At 68.9% G+C, this 14,724-nt stretch carries 11 protein-coding genes; 6 read left to right on the top strand and 5 right to left on the bottom strand.

Translation table 11 applies throughout. The features are described 5' to 3' along the window. The first annotated feature begins 49 nt into the window (after positions 1-49). Genes VZQ01_RS17535 through ileS form a run of 6 tightly spaced genes read left to right on the top strand, consistent with a single transcriptional unit; the run spans position 50 to position 7,470 of the window. On the top strand, positions 50-832 hold the full coding sequence (locus VZQ01_RS17535) for a TadE/TadG family type IV pilus assembly protein (RefSeq protein WP_426748420.1): 783 nt from the start codon (positions 50-52) through the stop codon (positions 830-832). Then, complete coding sequence (locus tag VZQ01_RS17530) at positions 829-2,484, top strand: TadE/TadG family type IV pilus assembly protein (RefSeq protein WP_267698416.1); 1,656 nt, start codon at positions 829-831, stop codon at positions 2,482-2,484. The genes VZQ01_RS17535 and VZQ01_RS17530 overlap by 4 nt, the downstream gene beginning before the upstream one ends. Then, the gene (locus tag VZQ01_RS17525) at positions 2,481-3,512 is read left to right on the top strand and encodes a pilus assembly protein (protein ID WP_267698415.1); all 1,032 of its coding nucleotides are present in this window, start codon (positions 2,481-2,483) and stop codon (positions 3,510-3,512) included. The genes VZQ01_RS17530 and VZQ01_RS17525 overlap by 4 nt, the downstream gene beginning before the upstream one ends. A gap of 1 nt (position 3,513) precedes the next feature. Further along, positions 3,514-3,825 carry a hypothetical protein gene (locus VZQ01_RS17520; protein WP_267698414.1) on the top strand — a complete coding sequence of 104 codons (312 nt, stop codon included), beginning with the start codon at positions 3,514-3,516 and terminating at the stop codon, positions 3,823-3,825. A gap of 12 nt (positions 3,826-3,837) precedes the next feature. Then, positions 3,838-4,533 (top strand): hypothetical protein, encoded by a 696-nt coding sequence (locus VZQ01_RS17515; protein WP_223782214.1) that lies wholly within the window; start codon positions 3,838-3,840, stop codon positions 4,531-4,533. A 36-nt stretch (positions 4,534-4,569) separates the two neighbouring features. After that, a complete protein-coding gene (gene ileS, locus VZQ01_RS17510; RefSeq protein ID WP_426748419.1) occupies positions 4,570-7,470 on the top strand; it encodes an isoleucine--tRNA ligase in 2,901 nt (966 codons plus the stop codon). Between the two features lie 132 nt (positions 7,471-7,602). Here ileS and VZQ01_RS17505 read toward each other — a convergent pair whose 3' ends face one another. Genes VZQ01_RS17505 through VZQ01_RS17485 form a run of 5 tightly spaced genes read right to left on the bottom strand, consistent with a single transcriptional unit; the run spans position 7,603 to position 14,723 of the window. Beyond that, a complete protein-coding gene (locus tag VZQ01_RS17505) occupies positions 7,603-8,247 on the bottom strand; it encodes a pilus assembly FimT family protein (protein WP_426748418.1) in 645 nt (214 codons plus the stop codon). Positions 8,248-8,267: 20 nt separating this feature from the next. After that, complete coding sequence (locus VZQ01_RS17500; protein WP_426748417.1) at positions 8,268-9,479, bottom strand: prepilin-type N-terminal cleavage/methylation domain-containing protein; 1,212 nt, start codon at positions 9,477-9,479, stop codon at positions 8,268-8,270. After that, positions 9,476-10,003 carry a type IV pilus modification PilV family protein gene (locus VZQ01_RS17495; protein ID WP_141324159.1) on the bottom strand — a complete coding sequence of 176 codons (528 nt, stop codon included), beginning with the start codon at positions 10,001-10,003 and terminating at the stop codon, positions 9,476-9,478. Before VZQ01_RS17495 ends, VZQ01_RS17500 begins: the two co-directional genes overlap by 4 nt. Next, positions 10,000-14,250 carry a DUF4114 domain-containing protein gene (locus tag VZQ01_RS17490; RefSeq protein ID WP_426748416.1) on the bottom strand — a complete coding sequence of 1,417 codons (4,251 nt, stop codon included), beginning with the start codon at positions 14,248-14,250 and terminating at the stop codon, positions 10,000-10,002. The genes VZQ01_RS17495 and VZQ01_RS17490 overlap by 4 nt, the downstream gene beginning before the upstream one ends. Continuing rightward, a complete protein-coding gene (locus VZQ01_RS17485; RefSeq protein ID WP_141324158.1) occupies positions 14,247-14,723 on the bottom strand; it encodes a c-type cytochrome in 477 nt (158 codons plus the stop codon). Before VZQ01_RS17485 ends, VZQ01_RS17490 begins: the two co-directional genes overlap by 4 nt. Position 14,724: the final 1 nt, after the last annotated feature.

Here is a 14,724-nt window from a genome sequence, read left to right as displayed (position 1 = left end):
GTTGACGTATGTCCTCCCGGGGAGAACTCCCGGGAAACTGCGTGCTGCCATGAATTCCTACCCCCGAGGGAATGGTGGCCAGTCAGGACAGGCGATGGTGGAGGCGGCCCTCACGCTTCCATTGGTCGTGTTCTTGTTGCTGGGCACGCTGCAGTTGTTCCTGATGCTGCAGGCGCGCGTGTTGGCGCACTACGCGGCGTTCCAGGCCACCCGTGCGGGCAGCATCGCGCATGGCGAATGCGAGCGGATGACGCATGCGGCCATCCTCGCGTTGATACCTTCGTTCCATTCGTTCCTGGGTCTGTCGAGCGCGACGGACGAGGTGCGGCATGGCGGAGGAGGCGGCGCGCCGGCGAAGCTCGCGGCGGCGTTCGCGGCGCGGCGGGACAACCGCTACCGCGGCGGCCTGGACGGCGTGCACACGGGCAGCATCGTGTGGATCAACCGCGCGCTGGTGGGCGGCGGCATCGACGGGCCGCAGGACCGCGCGTTCGATGATCCAGGCCACTTGAGGCGCCTGGAGGTCCAGCTGGTCTTCTGGTACCCGATGCGCATCCCGTTCGCGAACTGGGTGATGTCGCGCATGTTCATGGCGCAGGCGGGCATCGAGGACTACACGGCGGCCAACCCGCTGATGCCCGCGGAGGCGAACGCGAACTGGAACCAGGGGGAGTTCACCTCGCCCATCCAGCTGGCCGCGGACGTGCGCTCGGAGCTCGCCGCGCGCGTGGCCCGCCAGCAGTACGTCTTCCCCATCGAGACCAGCTTCACCATGCGGATGCTGACGCCCGCCAAGCGGCGCCACTTCGCCACCATGGATTGCCCCCGATGACACGCGCCCATTCCCGTGGTCAGACGATGGTGCTGTTCGTGCTGGGCACGCTGCTCATGGTGCTGATGGTGAGCCTGACGCTCTCCTTCTCCATGAAGGTGCGCGAGCGCATCGAATTGCAGACGGTGACGGACGCGGCCGCGTACTCCAACGCCGTGGCCACCGCGCGCACCTTCAACAACATCGCGGTCATCAACCGCGCGCAGATTGGCCACGCGGTGGCGCAGGCGGGCGCCACCAGCCTGGTGAGCTGGGCCAGCCTCTACCGCGCGCAGCTCAACGCCGCGAACACGGGCTTCGGCATCGGCAAGAAGCCCTACCAGCTGGCCCAGGCCACCGGCTGTCCCTGCGCGCCCAAGAGCTCCTGGTGCCGGCAGAAGTGCCGCTGCGGCAGGAAGGGCGTGTCGGACCTGAGCATGCTCCAGATGCAGCTGCGCATCGAGCAGGCCCGCGTGGAGGCCGTGTTCCAGTCCATGGAGCCCATGGTCAACCTGCAGATGCTGTCGCACCAGATTGCCCAGGGCGTCTTCTACGCGGCCCAGCAGCAGAACTACCAGGAGCTGCGCGACGCGGTGGACGACCAGGCCTTCGCCAACCGCATCCTCGGCAACGTGGTGGGCCGTGGGCGCAACCCCCAGGACGCCGCCTGGCGCGTGCCGGACGTGGGCAACGTCAACGAGAACGAGCTCTCCGGCGGCGTCGCCTGCACGGGCGATGGCGCCGTCTGTGATTTGCCGCTCACCGTCGCGCACGCCGTCAACGCGGCCATGGGCAGCCGCGGCTTCCACTTCGTCACCCACCGGCAGTGGCGGCTGGGCGACTACACCGCGCACCAGGCCAACCTGGACTTCGTCATCTGGTTCCCCGACGAGGTGGTGGTGCTGCCGGACACCAACGGCACCACCTACTTCGGCAAGCCGGGCCGGAAGATGCCGCTGCTCCCTCCGTACGCGCCGGCGCTCACGGGCGACGACACGGGCCGCATCGGCTGGATGTACGACCACCTGCTGCACGGCGGCAACCCGGTGGCCTGTCCCGCGAGCGTCGCGGGGGTGCAGTCCACCAAGGCCTCGCTGGTGACGTCCGGCGGCATCATGCCGCGCCCCGAGCACACCTGGACGGGAGGCAGGGACCCGGGCGGCCCGTTCAACCACATGCTGGTGCCGTGTCTGGGCGGGCCCTCGTCGTGCCCCGGCATCTGGCCGCCGTTCCTCGACTACAACGTCGTGCGCGTCAACAACGACGACAACAACTACGGGCAGCCGAAGAACTTCGCCGTCGTGCAGCGCGACCTGATGGCACGCAGGCTGGACCCGTGGGACCTGTCCTTCCGCTACCGCTTCGAGTCGGGCGGTGGGGGCAACGTGTATGACGCCCGCAGCTTCAACCTGGCGGACGGCACGCCCAACAACACGCAGACGGCGCTGTCCACGGGCATCGCCTACTACCACCGCGGGCAGAGCCTGGGCTTCCACCACTGGAGCGAGCCGCCCAACCTGCTCAACCCCTACTGGCGCGCCACGCTCGTGGGCGCGGACGTGGATGAGGACGGGGTGGGGGACGCCATCGACACGCTGGGGCTGAGCGCGCCCGTCGCGGCACAGACCTTCCGCGAGCTGCGCAACGCGGGCTTCAAGGGGCTCCAGAGATGAACGCTCGTCACGCACGTCGCTCGAAGTCCCGCGCGGCCCGGGGGCAGGCCCTGCTGGAGGCCGCCATCGGCGTCACGCTCTTCGTCACCATCGTCGCCTTCGGCATCCACTTCGCGGAGGTGGGCTTCCTGTCGCTGAAGGTGCAGGAGGCCGCGGTCTCCGCGCTGTGGGACGGCACGCACGGGCAGATGCACCACATCCCCGTCACGTACACGCAGGCGGGCAGCTCCATGCGGGACGCGGCCGCGAGCGCGCAGGAGCGCTACGCGGACTTCAAGGGCCTGTCCTCCACGCCGGGCGGGGGCCGCGTCACCATGGCCTTCACCCGCGGCACCGGCATGCAGGTGAGCTGCGGCATGGACGCGGGCGTGGGCTGGGCGGGCGCCATCGCCACGCGTCTGGTCTACCGGGACAACGGCGGCACCGCGTGTGGTGCCTCGGCCACGTTGAGCGCGTGGCGCTTCCCCCGCTCGTTCCTGGACGGGCCCGATGACGGCGCGCTGTACCAGAAGCAGAACCTGGACGACTCGCTCGCCAACCTGCAGGTCTGCGCGGTGGGGCGCGCGGTGGGCGGCGCGTGCCAGGGCCGCTTCTCCATGCTCGTGGACGACTGGGGGCTCGCGGGCGCGCTGGAGTCCGCCACGTGCAACATCCTCATGCAGGACCAGCTCATCCCCTGCACCAACGTGCCCTTCCACGCGGCGGCGTGGTCCACGTACGCGCCCACGACGCTGCCCATCCAGGCGTCCGCGAGCAACCTGGCGGAGGCCACGCTGTTCTGGAACCCGCTGCCGCCGACGGCGCTCGCCATGGTGGGCCTGGGCATGAAGGAGCACACCTTCTGGATGAGCGCCGCGGGTGAGGACGTCGTCAACTTCGTCCAGACGCCCCCGCCCATGGACCCCATCTCCCGCTTCTGGCCCACCACGCCCGGCTCCTACATCGGGCTCACCACGTTCCCGTACAGCCTGGCGCACGCGCAGCGCTTCGGCAACGGCGCCTGCTTCCTCGGAAGGGATTGTGATTGAGATGACGCGAGGACTCCTCTCCTGGACCCGGGGTACCTTCCTCCTCGTCGCCGTGCTGACGGCCGGCCTGGCGCGGGCGGATGGCAGTCAGTGCAGCGCCGATTGCGTCACCAAGTCGGACGCGATGATGCGCTCGTGCATCGACAAGTGTCCCCCGCCCCCGGACGACCCGACCCGGCCCGGGCCCTTCCAGTCCTGCATGTCGCGCTGCCAGGAAAAGCAGGAGAAGAAGTTCGCGGAGTGCTCGGAGCGCTGCGTGGACCCGGAGGGAATCGAGACCCCGCGCAAGGGCAAGAGCGGGCGCGTGCGCTAATCGGAGCGAGTGATGACCCACGCGAAGAGCTGGCTGCGATGCGCGGTGATGGGAGTGATGCTTGCGTCCGGTGTCGCGGCCGCGCAGCGCACGCCGTTCAAGTGGGAGGTGCCCGGCGTGGTGGGCGTGGTGGACGTCTCCGCGCCGGTCATCGCCAGCGGCATCCCGGTGAAGATGACGGCGGTGCGCAGCAAGGAGCGGCCGGAGGTCATCCTGCGCTCGCTCGTGGACCGCTTCCTCGTCTGGGGGCTGCACGTGCCCGCGGCCTCGCGCCAGCCGCAGCTCCTGCGTGAGCCGATGATCACCGCGCTCGATACGCGCGAGTTCATCTCGTACACGGCCATCGTCCAGCCCAACCCGGACGGCACGACGACGGTGTTCCTGGGACAGGCGGACCTGTCCAAGGCGCCGCGCGTCCAGTCCAGCGTGGCCCCGGTGTACCCGGGCGGCTCGGGGCTGTTGCAGTCGGAGATGGAGGGAGCGCGCACGCTCGTGTACTCGGCGAGCGCCAGGGCGTTGGACGTGGAGGTCTACTACCGCAACGAGCTTTCGCAGGCGGGCTTCGAGGAGGTGGAGCCGATGCTCTTCCGCTCCTCGCAGGACGAGCTTCATGTCCGGGTGACGCCGGCCAAGGAGGGCAAGGTGTCCGTCGTCGTCGTGCGACGGGGCGTCGCGCCCGAGGAGGCGCCGAAGCCGGCCGGTGATTGAAAGCGCCGCACCGAGCGTGTTACGGGCGCTGTCGACATGAGCGACGCGCCCTCCCAGGACAAGGACTTCAAGGACACCGTCAACCTGCCGCGCACGGACTTCCCGATGAAGGGGAACCTGGCGCAGCTCGAGCCGAGGATGCTCGGCTGGTGGGCGGAGCGGGGCATCTGGGGGAAGCTCCTGGAGAAGAACGCGGCCGGTGAGCCCTTCGTGCTTCCTGACGGTCCGCCGTACGCCAACGGCCACCTGCACGCGGGCCACGCGCTCAACAAGGTCCTCAAGGACATTGTCGTGAAGTACCGCAACCTGGTGGGTCGCCACTGCGACTTCATCCCGGGTTGGGACACGCACGGTCTGCCGATTGAGCAGGCGGTGGAGAAGCGGCTGAAGGACAAGAAGGTGGACAAGCGCACCCTGTCGCGCGACGCCTTCCTGGAGCTGTGCCGCGCGTACGCACTGGAGTTCATCGACATCCAGAAGACGGAGTTCCAGCGGCTGGGGGTGTTCGGCTCGTGGGAGGCGCCGTACAAGACGCTCGACTTCTCCTACGAGGCGCAGGAAATCAGGGAGCTGGCCGGCTTCGCGCGCCGGGGCATGCTCTACCGCCGCAAGAAGCCGGTGTACTGGTGCCTCCAGGACCAGACGGCGCTGGCCGAGGCGGAGGTGGAGTACGAGGAGCACGAGTCCCCGTCCGTCTACGTGGCCTTCCCCGCAGGCCCCGAGCTGGCGGACCGGGTGCCTTCGTTGAAGGGCAAGGCCGTCGACTTCGCCATCTGGACGACGACGCCGTGGACGCTGCCGGCCAACCTGGCCATCGCCGTCAACCCGGAGCTGGAGTACGTGTTCTACCAGCTGGGCGCGCGCGTCATCTGCGTGGCCAAGGACCTGCTGCCCAAGGTGCTGGCGGAGGTGAAGTCGGACGAGCTGGCGGTGAAGCACGTGGAGCTGCCGGGCGGTGAGGTCTCCGCGGCGGCGCTGGTGGACCCCGCGCGCATCCTCGCGTACGCGCGCGGCGAGGAGCTGGAGCACCTGACGTACCAGCACCCGTTCTACGAGCGGCGCGGGCGCATCCTGCTGGGCGAGCACGTCACGCTGGACGCGGGCACGGGCCTGGTGCACACGGCGCCGGGGCATGGCCAGGAGGACTACGAGGTCGGCCTGCGCTACGGCCTGGACATCTACAACCCGGTGCGTCCGGACGGCCGCTACGACGACACGGTGGGCCCGGCGCTCGCGGGCAAGCGCGTGTTCGAGGCGAACCCGCTGGTCATCGCGGTGCTGGTGGAGAAGGGCGCGCTGCTCAACGACGCGAAGGACACGGTGGCGCACAGCTATCCGCACTGCTGGCGCTGCCACAACCCCATCATCCTGAGCGCGACGTACCAGTGGTTCATCCCGATGGATGCGCCCTTCCACGGGGAGAAGACGTTCCGCCAGGAGGTGCTGGCGGAGGTGGACAAGGTGCGGTGGGTGCCCTCATGGGGACACAGCCGCATCCGGGGCATGCTGGAGACGCGGCCGGACTGGACCATCAGCCGTCAGCGCACGTGGGGCGTGCCCATCTGCATCGCGTACTGCGAGGGCTGTGACGAGGCGCTCGTGTCGCCGGAGCTGATGGAGAAGGTGGCCCAGGCGGTGGAGAAGGAGGGCGCGGGCGTGTGGTACCGCACGCCGGTGAAGGACTTCCTGCCGGAGGGCTTCGCGTGTCCACGCTGCGGCAAGGGCGAGTTCCGTCGCGAGACGGACATCCTCGACGTGTGGTTCGACTCGGCGTGCATGTTCTCCGCGGTGCTGGAGCGCAGGCAGCGGCTGCCCGCGGACCTGTTCCTCGAGGGGAGTGACCAGCACCGCGGCTGGTTCCACTCGTCCATGCTGGTGTCGGTGGGGACGCGCGACTGCTCGCCCTACAAGGCCTGTCTCACGCACGGCTTCGTGGTGGACGGCAAGGGCGAGAAGATGTCGAAGAGCCTGGGCAACGTGGTGGCCCCGGAGAAGATCATCAACCAGTACGGCGCGGAGGTGCTGCGCCTGTGGGTGGCGGCGAGCGACTACCGCAACGACGTGCGCCTGTCGGACCAGATTCTCAAGGGCCTGTCGGAGGGCTACCGGAAGATTCGCAACACGGTCCGCTACGCGCTGAGCAACCTGTACGACTTCGACCCGGCGAAGGACGCGGTGCCGTACGAGCGGCTGTCGCCCCTGGACCAGTGGGCGCTGGGGCGGCTGGCCGAGGTCGTGGCCCGGGTGAAGCAGGCGTACGAGGACTACGAGTTCCACCTCGTCTACGCGACGGTGGTGGACTTCTGCGCTGGTGACTTGTCGGCGGTGTACTTCGACATCCTGAAGGACCGGCTCTACACGTGGCGCAAGGACGGGACGCCCCGGCGGGGCGCGCAGACGGTGTTGCATGAGGTGGCGTCCGTGCTGCTGCGGCTGCTCGCGCCGGTGATGAGCTTCACGGCCGAGGAGGCCTGGGGCTTCCTGCCGGGCAAGTCGACGGAGAGCGTGTTCCTGGCGGGCTTCCCGGAGCCGGGGACGAAGCTGTCGCCGGAGCTGGCGGAGCGCTACGCGAAGCTGTTCGCGGTGCGCGAGGCGGTGCAGGGCGTGCTGGAGGCGGCACGGCGCGAGAAGCGCATCGGCGCGTCGCTGGAGGCGCGCGTGTTGCTGATGGCGTCCGCGTCCGTGCGTGACTTCCTGATGCAGCACCTGGACGAGCTGCCCGGGCTCTTCATCACCAGCCAGGTGGAGGTGGTGGACGCGGAGGGCATCGATGCGGCGGTGCTGGACGTGACGCGGGTGTTCGGCGACGGCGCGAAGCTCCTGGCCGAGGTGAAGCCCGCCGCGGGCCACAAGTGCCCGCGCTGCTGGACGTACTCGGAGGCGGTGGGGCAGGGCGGCGATGTGTGCCTCAAGTGCCGCGAGGCGCTGGCGGCGTGAGCGCCGGATGCCCGGTGGGCTCGCGCCAGTCCCAAGCGGACGGCGCGGGCTCTGGGGCGCGCTGAGATGAAACGGGCCCGCGCTTCCGTGAGGAGACGCGGGCCCGGATGTTTCAGGTGGTGTGTCGAACGCCTACGGAGGCGGAGGCGTGGTCGTGCACTCGGCGACGGGAGCCTGGGTTGCCCGGACCGAGTCACAGTCCAGCAGGGAGGCGAGGCCCGTGAGCGGCTCCACCATCAGCAGGCTGCGCGGGCGGCCCGACTTCGCCGAGAAGTTGAGCTGGAGGTTGCCCGGCGCCGCCGCGGTGAGCGCCGCGGTGTTGTCGAGCTGACCGCGCATACAGGTCAGGTTGCTGACGGCCCGGCCCGAGCCCGGCAGGTAGCAGAGCCCATGGACTGGCGTGGCGTTCATGGAGTCCGGGATGACGACGTCCGGGCCCGTCTCGGAACAGCACTCCGGGCTGGCGCGGCACGTGGTGCCGGTGCAGGCATCCTTGGGGCAGGTGTTGTTGTCGAAGTCGTTGTCACACGTCAGCCGCTCCCAACGGGCCACCCGCTTGCGGGTTCCATCGGGCAGCAGCACGTTGTTCTCCACCACGATGCGGACCGGCTGGTTGGTGGCGATGGCCCGCTGACGCGCGCGCAGCGCCGACGACCACAGCTCGCGGGTCGCCGTCGCCTCTCGCTGGCCATCCAGCGGCTTGCTGATGCCCACCACCGCCAGGGTCACCATCATCCCGACGACGGCGATGGCGATCATCAACTCCAACAGCGTCATTCCTCGCGTGCGCATCATCCTCAAGGCCCCGGAGCGGGCTGCAGGCCCGCCGACACGAAGTTCCGGGGAGACACCCGGAGGGTATAGGTCCGGCGCCTGAAGCCGTCCTGGGGGAAGCCGTCCTCATCCGGGATGTTGATCTTCGCCGGGTCCACCACCGTGCGGTCCGAGCGCGGCGTCCGGATGACCAGGTCGATCTCCACCTCGCGAATCCGTCGGCGAAGCAGGTTGCGAAGGTCGGCTTCGTTGGTGGGCGCAGCCTCGATGGGCGCCACCACGTTCACCGCGCATTCCGCATTGCCAGTCGTGCACTGGTCGATGGGCGGGCGAACCCCTTCCTCGGGGTACCACCGGTAGGCGAGGGCCGGCTGGGTCAGGTCGATGACCGCGAATCGAACCTGCATCCGCTCCACGTCCCGGCTCACCACGGCCCAGTTGGCCGCGCCGGGAGCCAGATACTCCAGCGCCGGGTGTCCGCCCCTCCAGTTCACGCGATACGCCGCGCTGACGGTGCGCATGATGTTCCACCCGGAATCGGTGAACATGCCCACATCACTCGTGCAGGGCCCACTGGTGGTCGCGGCGGCGCCATGGCCTGGAGAGGCCTCGATGACGGAGTCACCGGTGCGGACGTTGGTCACCCGGAAGTGGCAGGCGAGCGCACCATCCGTCGGGTTCGCGACGAGCGCGGGGGTCGGCTGGCCCGAGGTGGGCTGCAGGCGCGTGTGGGGGGCCGGGGCGGTGCACAGGATGTTCCCCGACTTGACGGATGTAATGTTGGGTCTGCCGGGGGCCGCGAATGCGTCACATCGCTCCATCGTCACCATCGTCCGCGGGTCACCCCAGTAGAGCTGCAACACATCAGACGTCATGTCGGCGTAGGGCGTGCCCGCGGGAGGCAGCGCGAAGGTCGCGTCCGCGGCGAACGGCGGGGTGGCCGTCGCCATGTCCAGTGCGGTCCAGCTCTGGATGGCATAGCGCTGGTCGCCTTCCGAGAACTGGATGGGGGAGTTGCCCATGCCGATTCCCGCGCGCTGCACGTCCAGGGTGAGCAGGTCCTTCACCGCCCGCCCCGTCACCTGCGCCACCATCGTCTGTTCCTCGGTGAGGGCGCGCCGCTGCACCTGCATGCCCGCGACCAACCCGATGCCGAGCACGATGACGCCCAGCGCGCTGGCGATCATCACCTCCAGCAGCGTGAAGCCGCCCACGCGACGAAGGGTCTTCCTCATGGCGCCATCCGGGTCTGCATCACCACCACCTGGCGGCCCTGCCGGCCCCGCTCCAACCAGCTCACCGAGACGCGGACGTTGGCCACGTTCCCGGCAAGTCCCCCGCCCAACTGCCGGGTGACGGCCGGCAGCCCCGCCGCGCCGTTCTCGATGGAGCCCGGAAGGCCCACACTGGGACTGTCGATGTCCACCGCCACCTCGTACTCACGCGCGACCACGCCCGCGGCGGGCGCGACGGTCCGCAGCTCTCCTGCCGCCGTCTGCCACACCGTGGTGCGCCGATTGTCCCACGGTGCCAGGTTGGCGCAGGGCGGGGTGGCCGTGCAGCCCTCGGACATGATGCTCTCGAGCGTGCGCTCGGCGATGAGCTGGGCCTGCGTGGCGGTGAGGGTGCGCCGGTTGGACGCGCTGATCTGCGTCACCAGCATCATCACCGCCGCGATGCCCACGAGCATCACGGCCATGGTGGCCAACACCTCCAGGAGCGTGACGCCCCTGGAGGCCTGCAACCGCGACGACTTCATCGAGGCAGTCTCCCGTCCGGAATCGGGTCGTAGATGAGCACTCGCGAGCGGGTCTCTCCCGAGTTCGCCGCCCCATTGTTCCACTTGTTCTTCTCACCCACCAGCAGGGGCTGTCCCGTGGCGGGCAGGATGAAGACGTGCTCGTCGTGCACCACCGGCGCGCTGGTGCCGTGGCCCACCAGGATGGAGCTCGTCATCGTCGTCTTGCCCGCCCCATCCGGCGCCTGGTTCGCCGTGTAGAACCGGCCGCTCGTGGTCTCGCTCAGGTTGCAGACGTCCGCGGCCGCGCCCACCGCGGTGGTGGTGAACACCTTGTCCCCGCTGAGCGACACGCCGCCCCACACCGCCTGGCCCGGGTCGAGCGGCTGCACCCACAAGGGGTCGAGCAGCGCGCAGGGCTTGGAGCCGTCCGGGTTCGGGTCCTCGAAGGCCATCAGGTGGTAGCGGTAGTCCTCCTTGTTCGGGGGGCCATCGCCAATCTCGTCCGGGTTGTCACCCGTGCCGAAATAGATGCGCACCACGGGCTTGGCCGTGTCGCGCAGCACCTTCACCGCGAGGTTGGAGTGGATCTGCTGGAAGTGGGCCGTCCCCGCCGGGTTCGAGGCCGCGTCCGTGTGGGTCGAGGCCGCGACCGGCGCGCTCGCCACGCGGCAGGTCCGCACCTGCCGGCCATACGTCCGGGTGGAGTCCACCGAGTCCAGGTTGATGCGGTAGACGCTGCCGGCCGTGGTGGGCACGTACATGACGTCGTAGTGACCATCGCGGTTGAGGTCCAGCATGGCGGTCGCACCCGCGATGCCGGAGCCCTCGTCGAGCGTGATGACGCCCGCGTGGGCGCCCTTGCCGGTGCCCCGCTGCAGCGGCTTGCCCGTCTTCATGTCCAGCAGGTAGAGCGTGCCGGCGCGCCCGGCCGTGGGCTTGAAGTCCGTGCCGATGATGGCCGCCCAGGTGCCGGTCGTGTCGCCGGAGCCCCACTGGATGCGCGTGACGGACGCCGGGTGACGTGAGCCGGTCTGGTCCGGCAGCAGCACGTCATCGTCGTCGTCGGCCTCGTCCGTGAACGCGTCCAGCAGGGCGTCGTTCTTCAGGTTGTACTCCCACAGCGGCATCGGGTAGTCGGCGCGCGTCGCGGCCGGGTCCGTGCTGGGGTGGGTGACGTCGAGCGCGAAGATGATGGGGCTGCCCTTGCCCGTGGCCGACACGAGCGTCGTGCGGGCGCCCTTCAGCGGCCGCTGCAGGGCGGTGGTGGCCGTGGCGGGCGTCCACGCCTCGCCGAGCCCGCCGAAGTCCACATTGGCCAGCGTGGGCGAGGCATCCATCGTCGGCTTGGGCTTGGTCCCCGAGCCCGCGTACTTCACGTAGTGGTAGACGTAGTCCTTCAGCAGCCCGCCGGGCATGTACGCGAACAGCTCCTTGCCCGTGCCGTACTGCCGCGGCGCGATGGGCTTGGCGCAGGTGGAGCCCGAGTGCAGGAAGTAGCCGCGCAGCATGATGTCGTCGGAGCACTCGTCCTTCCCGTTGAGCCGGAAGGCGCCCGAGTCGAAGGCGTGCAGCACGCCCGTCATCGTGCCCACGTAGGCCACCGTCGGACGCTCGGAGAGCTTGGACATGAAGTTGCGGCGGTAGACGTCGCGCTCGGCCGGCAGGGCGTTCATCGCCCAGTTGTCGAGGTAGGGAGGCACGGCCACGGCCACGGTGGACAGGTTGATGCCGCCCATGGCCCACGGGCGCTTCACGTTCGTCGCCTCGGGCAGCTGATGGTCCTCCCAGCCGTAGAGCCACTCGCGGAAGACGTTCCGGTCGTTGAAGCCCTCGGTGATTCGCGCGGCGGGGGCCATGGTGGGCGTGCCGCACTTGCCGTCGCTGTTCATGTCGAAGATCTTCTTGCCGGCATCGAGCTGGTTGCAGAGCGAGTCGGGGAACGCGACGCTGTTCGCGTGGTCCATGTCATCTTTGAGCGTGATGCGGCTCTGGTCCGGCTTCATCGTGTAGATGGTGCGGTTGAGCGGATCCTCGTTGCGCAGGGTCATGGCCATCACCCGGCCACCGTCCCAGCGCTCGACGACATTGGTCAGGTTCGTGTTCTCGGGGTCATAGAGCGAGCGGAAGTACAGCCGGCCTCGCAGCGAGTAGTCCTTGCGCCCGTCGTACAGCCGGGTGGAGGCCTCGGGCATGCCCACGCCGGGCCAGTTCTTGCCCCAGGCGCTGCCGGGCGTCTCGTTCACACCCCAGAGGATGGCGTTGCCCACCGTGGAGGGCGACGAGCGGGAGTAGCTGCCCGAGCGCACGGCCTGGTAGCCCACGTTGACGTTGTCGACCACGGGGACGCAGCGGTCGTCCGGGCTGGTGATGTCCACCTTCCAGCACAGCTGCGAGCCGGTGAAGCCCATCTCCAGCAGGTCCAGCTCCTTCACGTTCGGGTTGCCCGTGTCGAACTGCACCGGAATCCAGGTGCGGTTGGGGTTGGGCTTCTTCACGTAAACGCCGCCCTCGAACTCGTAGGTGTGGCAGTCCACCGCCACCGAGTAGGTGATGGTCGGCGGCGCGCGCCCCGGAACCGAGCAGGCCCCCGGCGTCTCCTCGGTCCAGCAGGGCGGGGACGAGCACATGTGGGCGGCGGCGGGCGCGACGTCGTCGTAGCGCGTGAAGCGCACCTTGGTGATGACGAAGTCCTCCGCGTCGCTCAGGTCGATGTCGTTCGACAGGCTCGCGGAGCGGAAGGTGCCGCCGTTCACCTTGTTGATGACGAACACCACGTCGTTGAAGTCGCGGTCACCGCCACCCGGGAGGTCCTCGAAGCCGAGAATCCAGCGGAAGGGGTCCGTGGACGGCGCGCCCACGATGACGTGGGGCATGGCGTTGCGTGTGCCGCCGGGTCGGTCGATCTTCGCGCGCTCCTTGGGCATGACCAGGTTGCCGTACGTCGCCTCGGTCTTCAGGCGGTAGAGCGTGTCGTCGTCCAGCCAGCCGCACAGCTTCGTGTTGCTGGTGCCGGCCACCACGCACTGATTGGAAGCCGACCCCTGGGGGTCGTCGGCGGTGCAGTTGTCCTGGTACGGGCAGCCGATGTTGCGCTCCGCCACGACCGCGGCGGAGCTCGAGTTCTGGTCCAGGTTCCAGGCGGACTTGGAGAAGAACACGTTGATGGGGGTCTGCAGGTGCAGCAGGCACTTGCCCGCGCTGTCCTGCTTCAAGCACGGATAGACGGTGCCCTCGTTCGGGCCGTGGTTGGAGCTGTAGTAGACGATGAGGAAGAACACGATCTCCCGGTTACCCTGGATGGTGCCCAGGTCCACCGTGCGGTCGCCGAGGTCGATCTTGTCCGCGGAGTCCGGCGCGGGCAGCGGAACGCCCCGGTTGTCATACGTGCTGACGTTGTAGTCGGGGACCGCGTCGTAGTCGTCCGACATGTCCTTGACGGGGGTCATGCTGAGGAAGGTCGTCTTGTCGCTGTCGTCGTCCGCGAGCAGGAACACCATCTGCCCGATGCCCTTGCCGCCGTTCTTGTCGTCCGCGGGCTCGAGCAGGTTGGGGATGCGCGGGAAAAGACCCTTGTCGGAATAGTCATCGGTGGCGGCCGTGCCACTGCTCTGGGACGTGCCGACGATGTCCGTGTCGATGTGCGTGGAGCCGCCGCCTGGGCGGGCATCCGCGAGGCCAGCGCCGCCGGTGACGCGGCGCCAGGTGTTCGCGCAGCTCGCCTTCATCGCGATGGCAGGCTGAGAGTACGACTCCCCGTCGGAGGTGAAGACAGAGCTCGCGCAGCGGCGGTCGGCCGGGTCTCCGATGAAGTCCCGCTTCTTGGGGCCCGACTGGGGCGCGATGTTGAAGAGGTCCTCGTGCAGGTCGAGGACTCCGTTGCCGTTCGAGTCGATCAGGTCTCCGTCCGCGTTCAGGTACTTCGCGGCCTGGTCCAGGTACATGTAGCCCAGCGCGTGCGAGGCGCCTGCGGACTCGAACACGTAGCTGATGGTGACGCGCTGGTCGTACGGGAAGACGATCTTCTCGGGGTTGAGCTTCTCGGGCGGCAGCAACTGGATGTCGGCGTCGCCGCTGCGTCCGGTGGGGACGAGCTTCAGCTCCTTGGGGAAGGTCATCTGGCCCAGGTCGTTCTCGGCGTTGCCGAAGCCGGGCTGCTTGTCCTGCGCCAGGTTGTCCTTGCAGAGCTGGGCCAGACCGTCATCGGCGAGCGCGGCGGGCGTGGCCAGCAGGAGGAGCGTCGAGAGTGCTCGGTGGAGGGCTTTCATCGGGACTTCCCCTGGGCCGGCTTGTAGGTCTGGATGCCGTCGGTCCGCTGCTGCGCGCGGCGGGTCTCGAGGTCTTTCTGGAGCTGCTCACGCAGCCGTACGTCCTGAGGCGGCGACGGCGGGCGGGAGCTGGTCTTGAGGTAGGCCAGCAGCGCGTCCATCTCCGTCGGGGACATCCCCCGCGTGTCGCAGCGGGTGTCGTCCTTGACGCGATGGGGGTTGGCAATCCAGGTGCGCAGCTCCGCGCTGGGCGTCTGGCGCACCTTGCTGGTGAGCTCCACCCGCTTCTCACCCGCGGGACGTTGCTGCTGCTTCATGTGCGCGCCCCCCGACTTCTTGAGGGTCGCGGCCGAGGGCTGTGGCGTGAGGGTGTGGCAGCCGACACAGGCCTTCTGGAAGATGCGCTCTCCTTCAGGAGTCGCCGTGGCGAATCCTGGCAGGAGCAACAACGCGAGAAGCAAAGGGCGTTTCATG

This window comes from Myxococcus faecalis, assembly GCF_050039385.1.
GTDB lineage: Bacteria > Myxococcota > Myxococcia > Myxococcales > Myxococcaceae > Myxococcus > Myxococcus fulvus.
This window is presented reverse-complemented; position numbering and strand designations above follow the sequence as displayed.

What these genes read in the sequence shown, in the direction of transcription:
- VZQ01_RS17500 (WP_426748417.1), bottom strand. Translation starts at nt 9,479, where the DNA reads ATGAGGAAGACCCTTCGTCGCGTGGGCGGCTTCACGCTGCTGGAGGTG.
- VZQ01_RS17505 (WP_426748418.1), bottom strand. Translation starts at nt 8,247, where the DNA reads ATGACGCTGTTGGAGTTGATGATCGCCATCGCCGTCGTCGGGATGATG.
- VZQ01_RS17485 (WP_141324158.1), bottom strand. Translation starts at nt 14,723, where the DNA reads ATGAAACGCCCTTTGCTTCTCGCGTTGTTGCTCCTGCCAGGATTCGCC.
- ileS (WP_426748419.1), top strand. Translation starts at nt 4,570, where the DNA reads ATGAGCGACGCGCCCTCCCAGGACAAGGACTTCAAGGACACCGTCAAC.
- VZQ01_RS17520 (WP_267698414.1), top strand. Translation starts at nt 3,514, where the DNA reads ATGACGCGAGGACTCCTCTCCTGGACCCGGGGTACCTTCCTCCTCGTC.
- VZQ01_RS17490 (WP_426748416.1), bottom strand. Translation starts at nt 14,250, where the DNA reads ATGAAAGCCCTCCACCGAGCACTCTCGACGCTCCTCCTGCTGGCCACG.
- VZQ01_RS17530 (WP_267698416.1), top strand. Translation starts at nt 829, where the DNA reads ATGACACGCGCCCATTCCCGTGGTCAGACGATGGTGCTGTTCGTGCTG.
- VZQ01_RS17525 (WP_267698415.1), top strand. Translation starts at nt 2,481, where the DNA reads ATGAACGCTCGTCACGCACGTCGCTCGAAGTCCCGCGCGGCCCGGGGG.
- VZQ01_RS17495 (WP_141324159.1), bottom strand. Translation starts at nt 10,003, where the DNA reads ATGAAGTCGTCGCGGTTGCAGGCCTCCAGGGGCGTCACGCTCCTGGAG.
- VZQ01_RS17535 (WP_426748420.1), top strand. Translation starts at nt 50, where the DNA reads ATGAATTCCTACCCCCGAGGGAATGGTGGCCAGTCAGGACAGGCGATG.
- VZQ01_RS17515 (WP_223782214.1), top strand. Translation starts at nt 3,838, where the DNA reads ATGACCCACGCGAAGAGCTGGCTGCGATGCGCGGTGATGGGAGTGATG.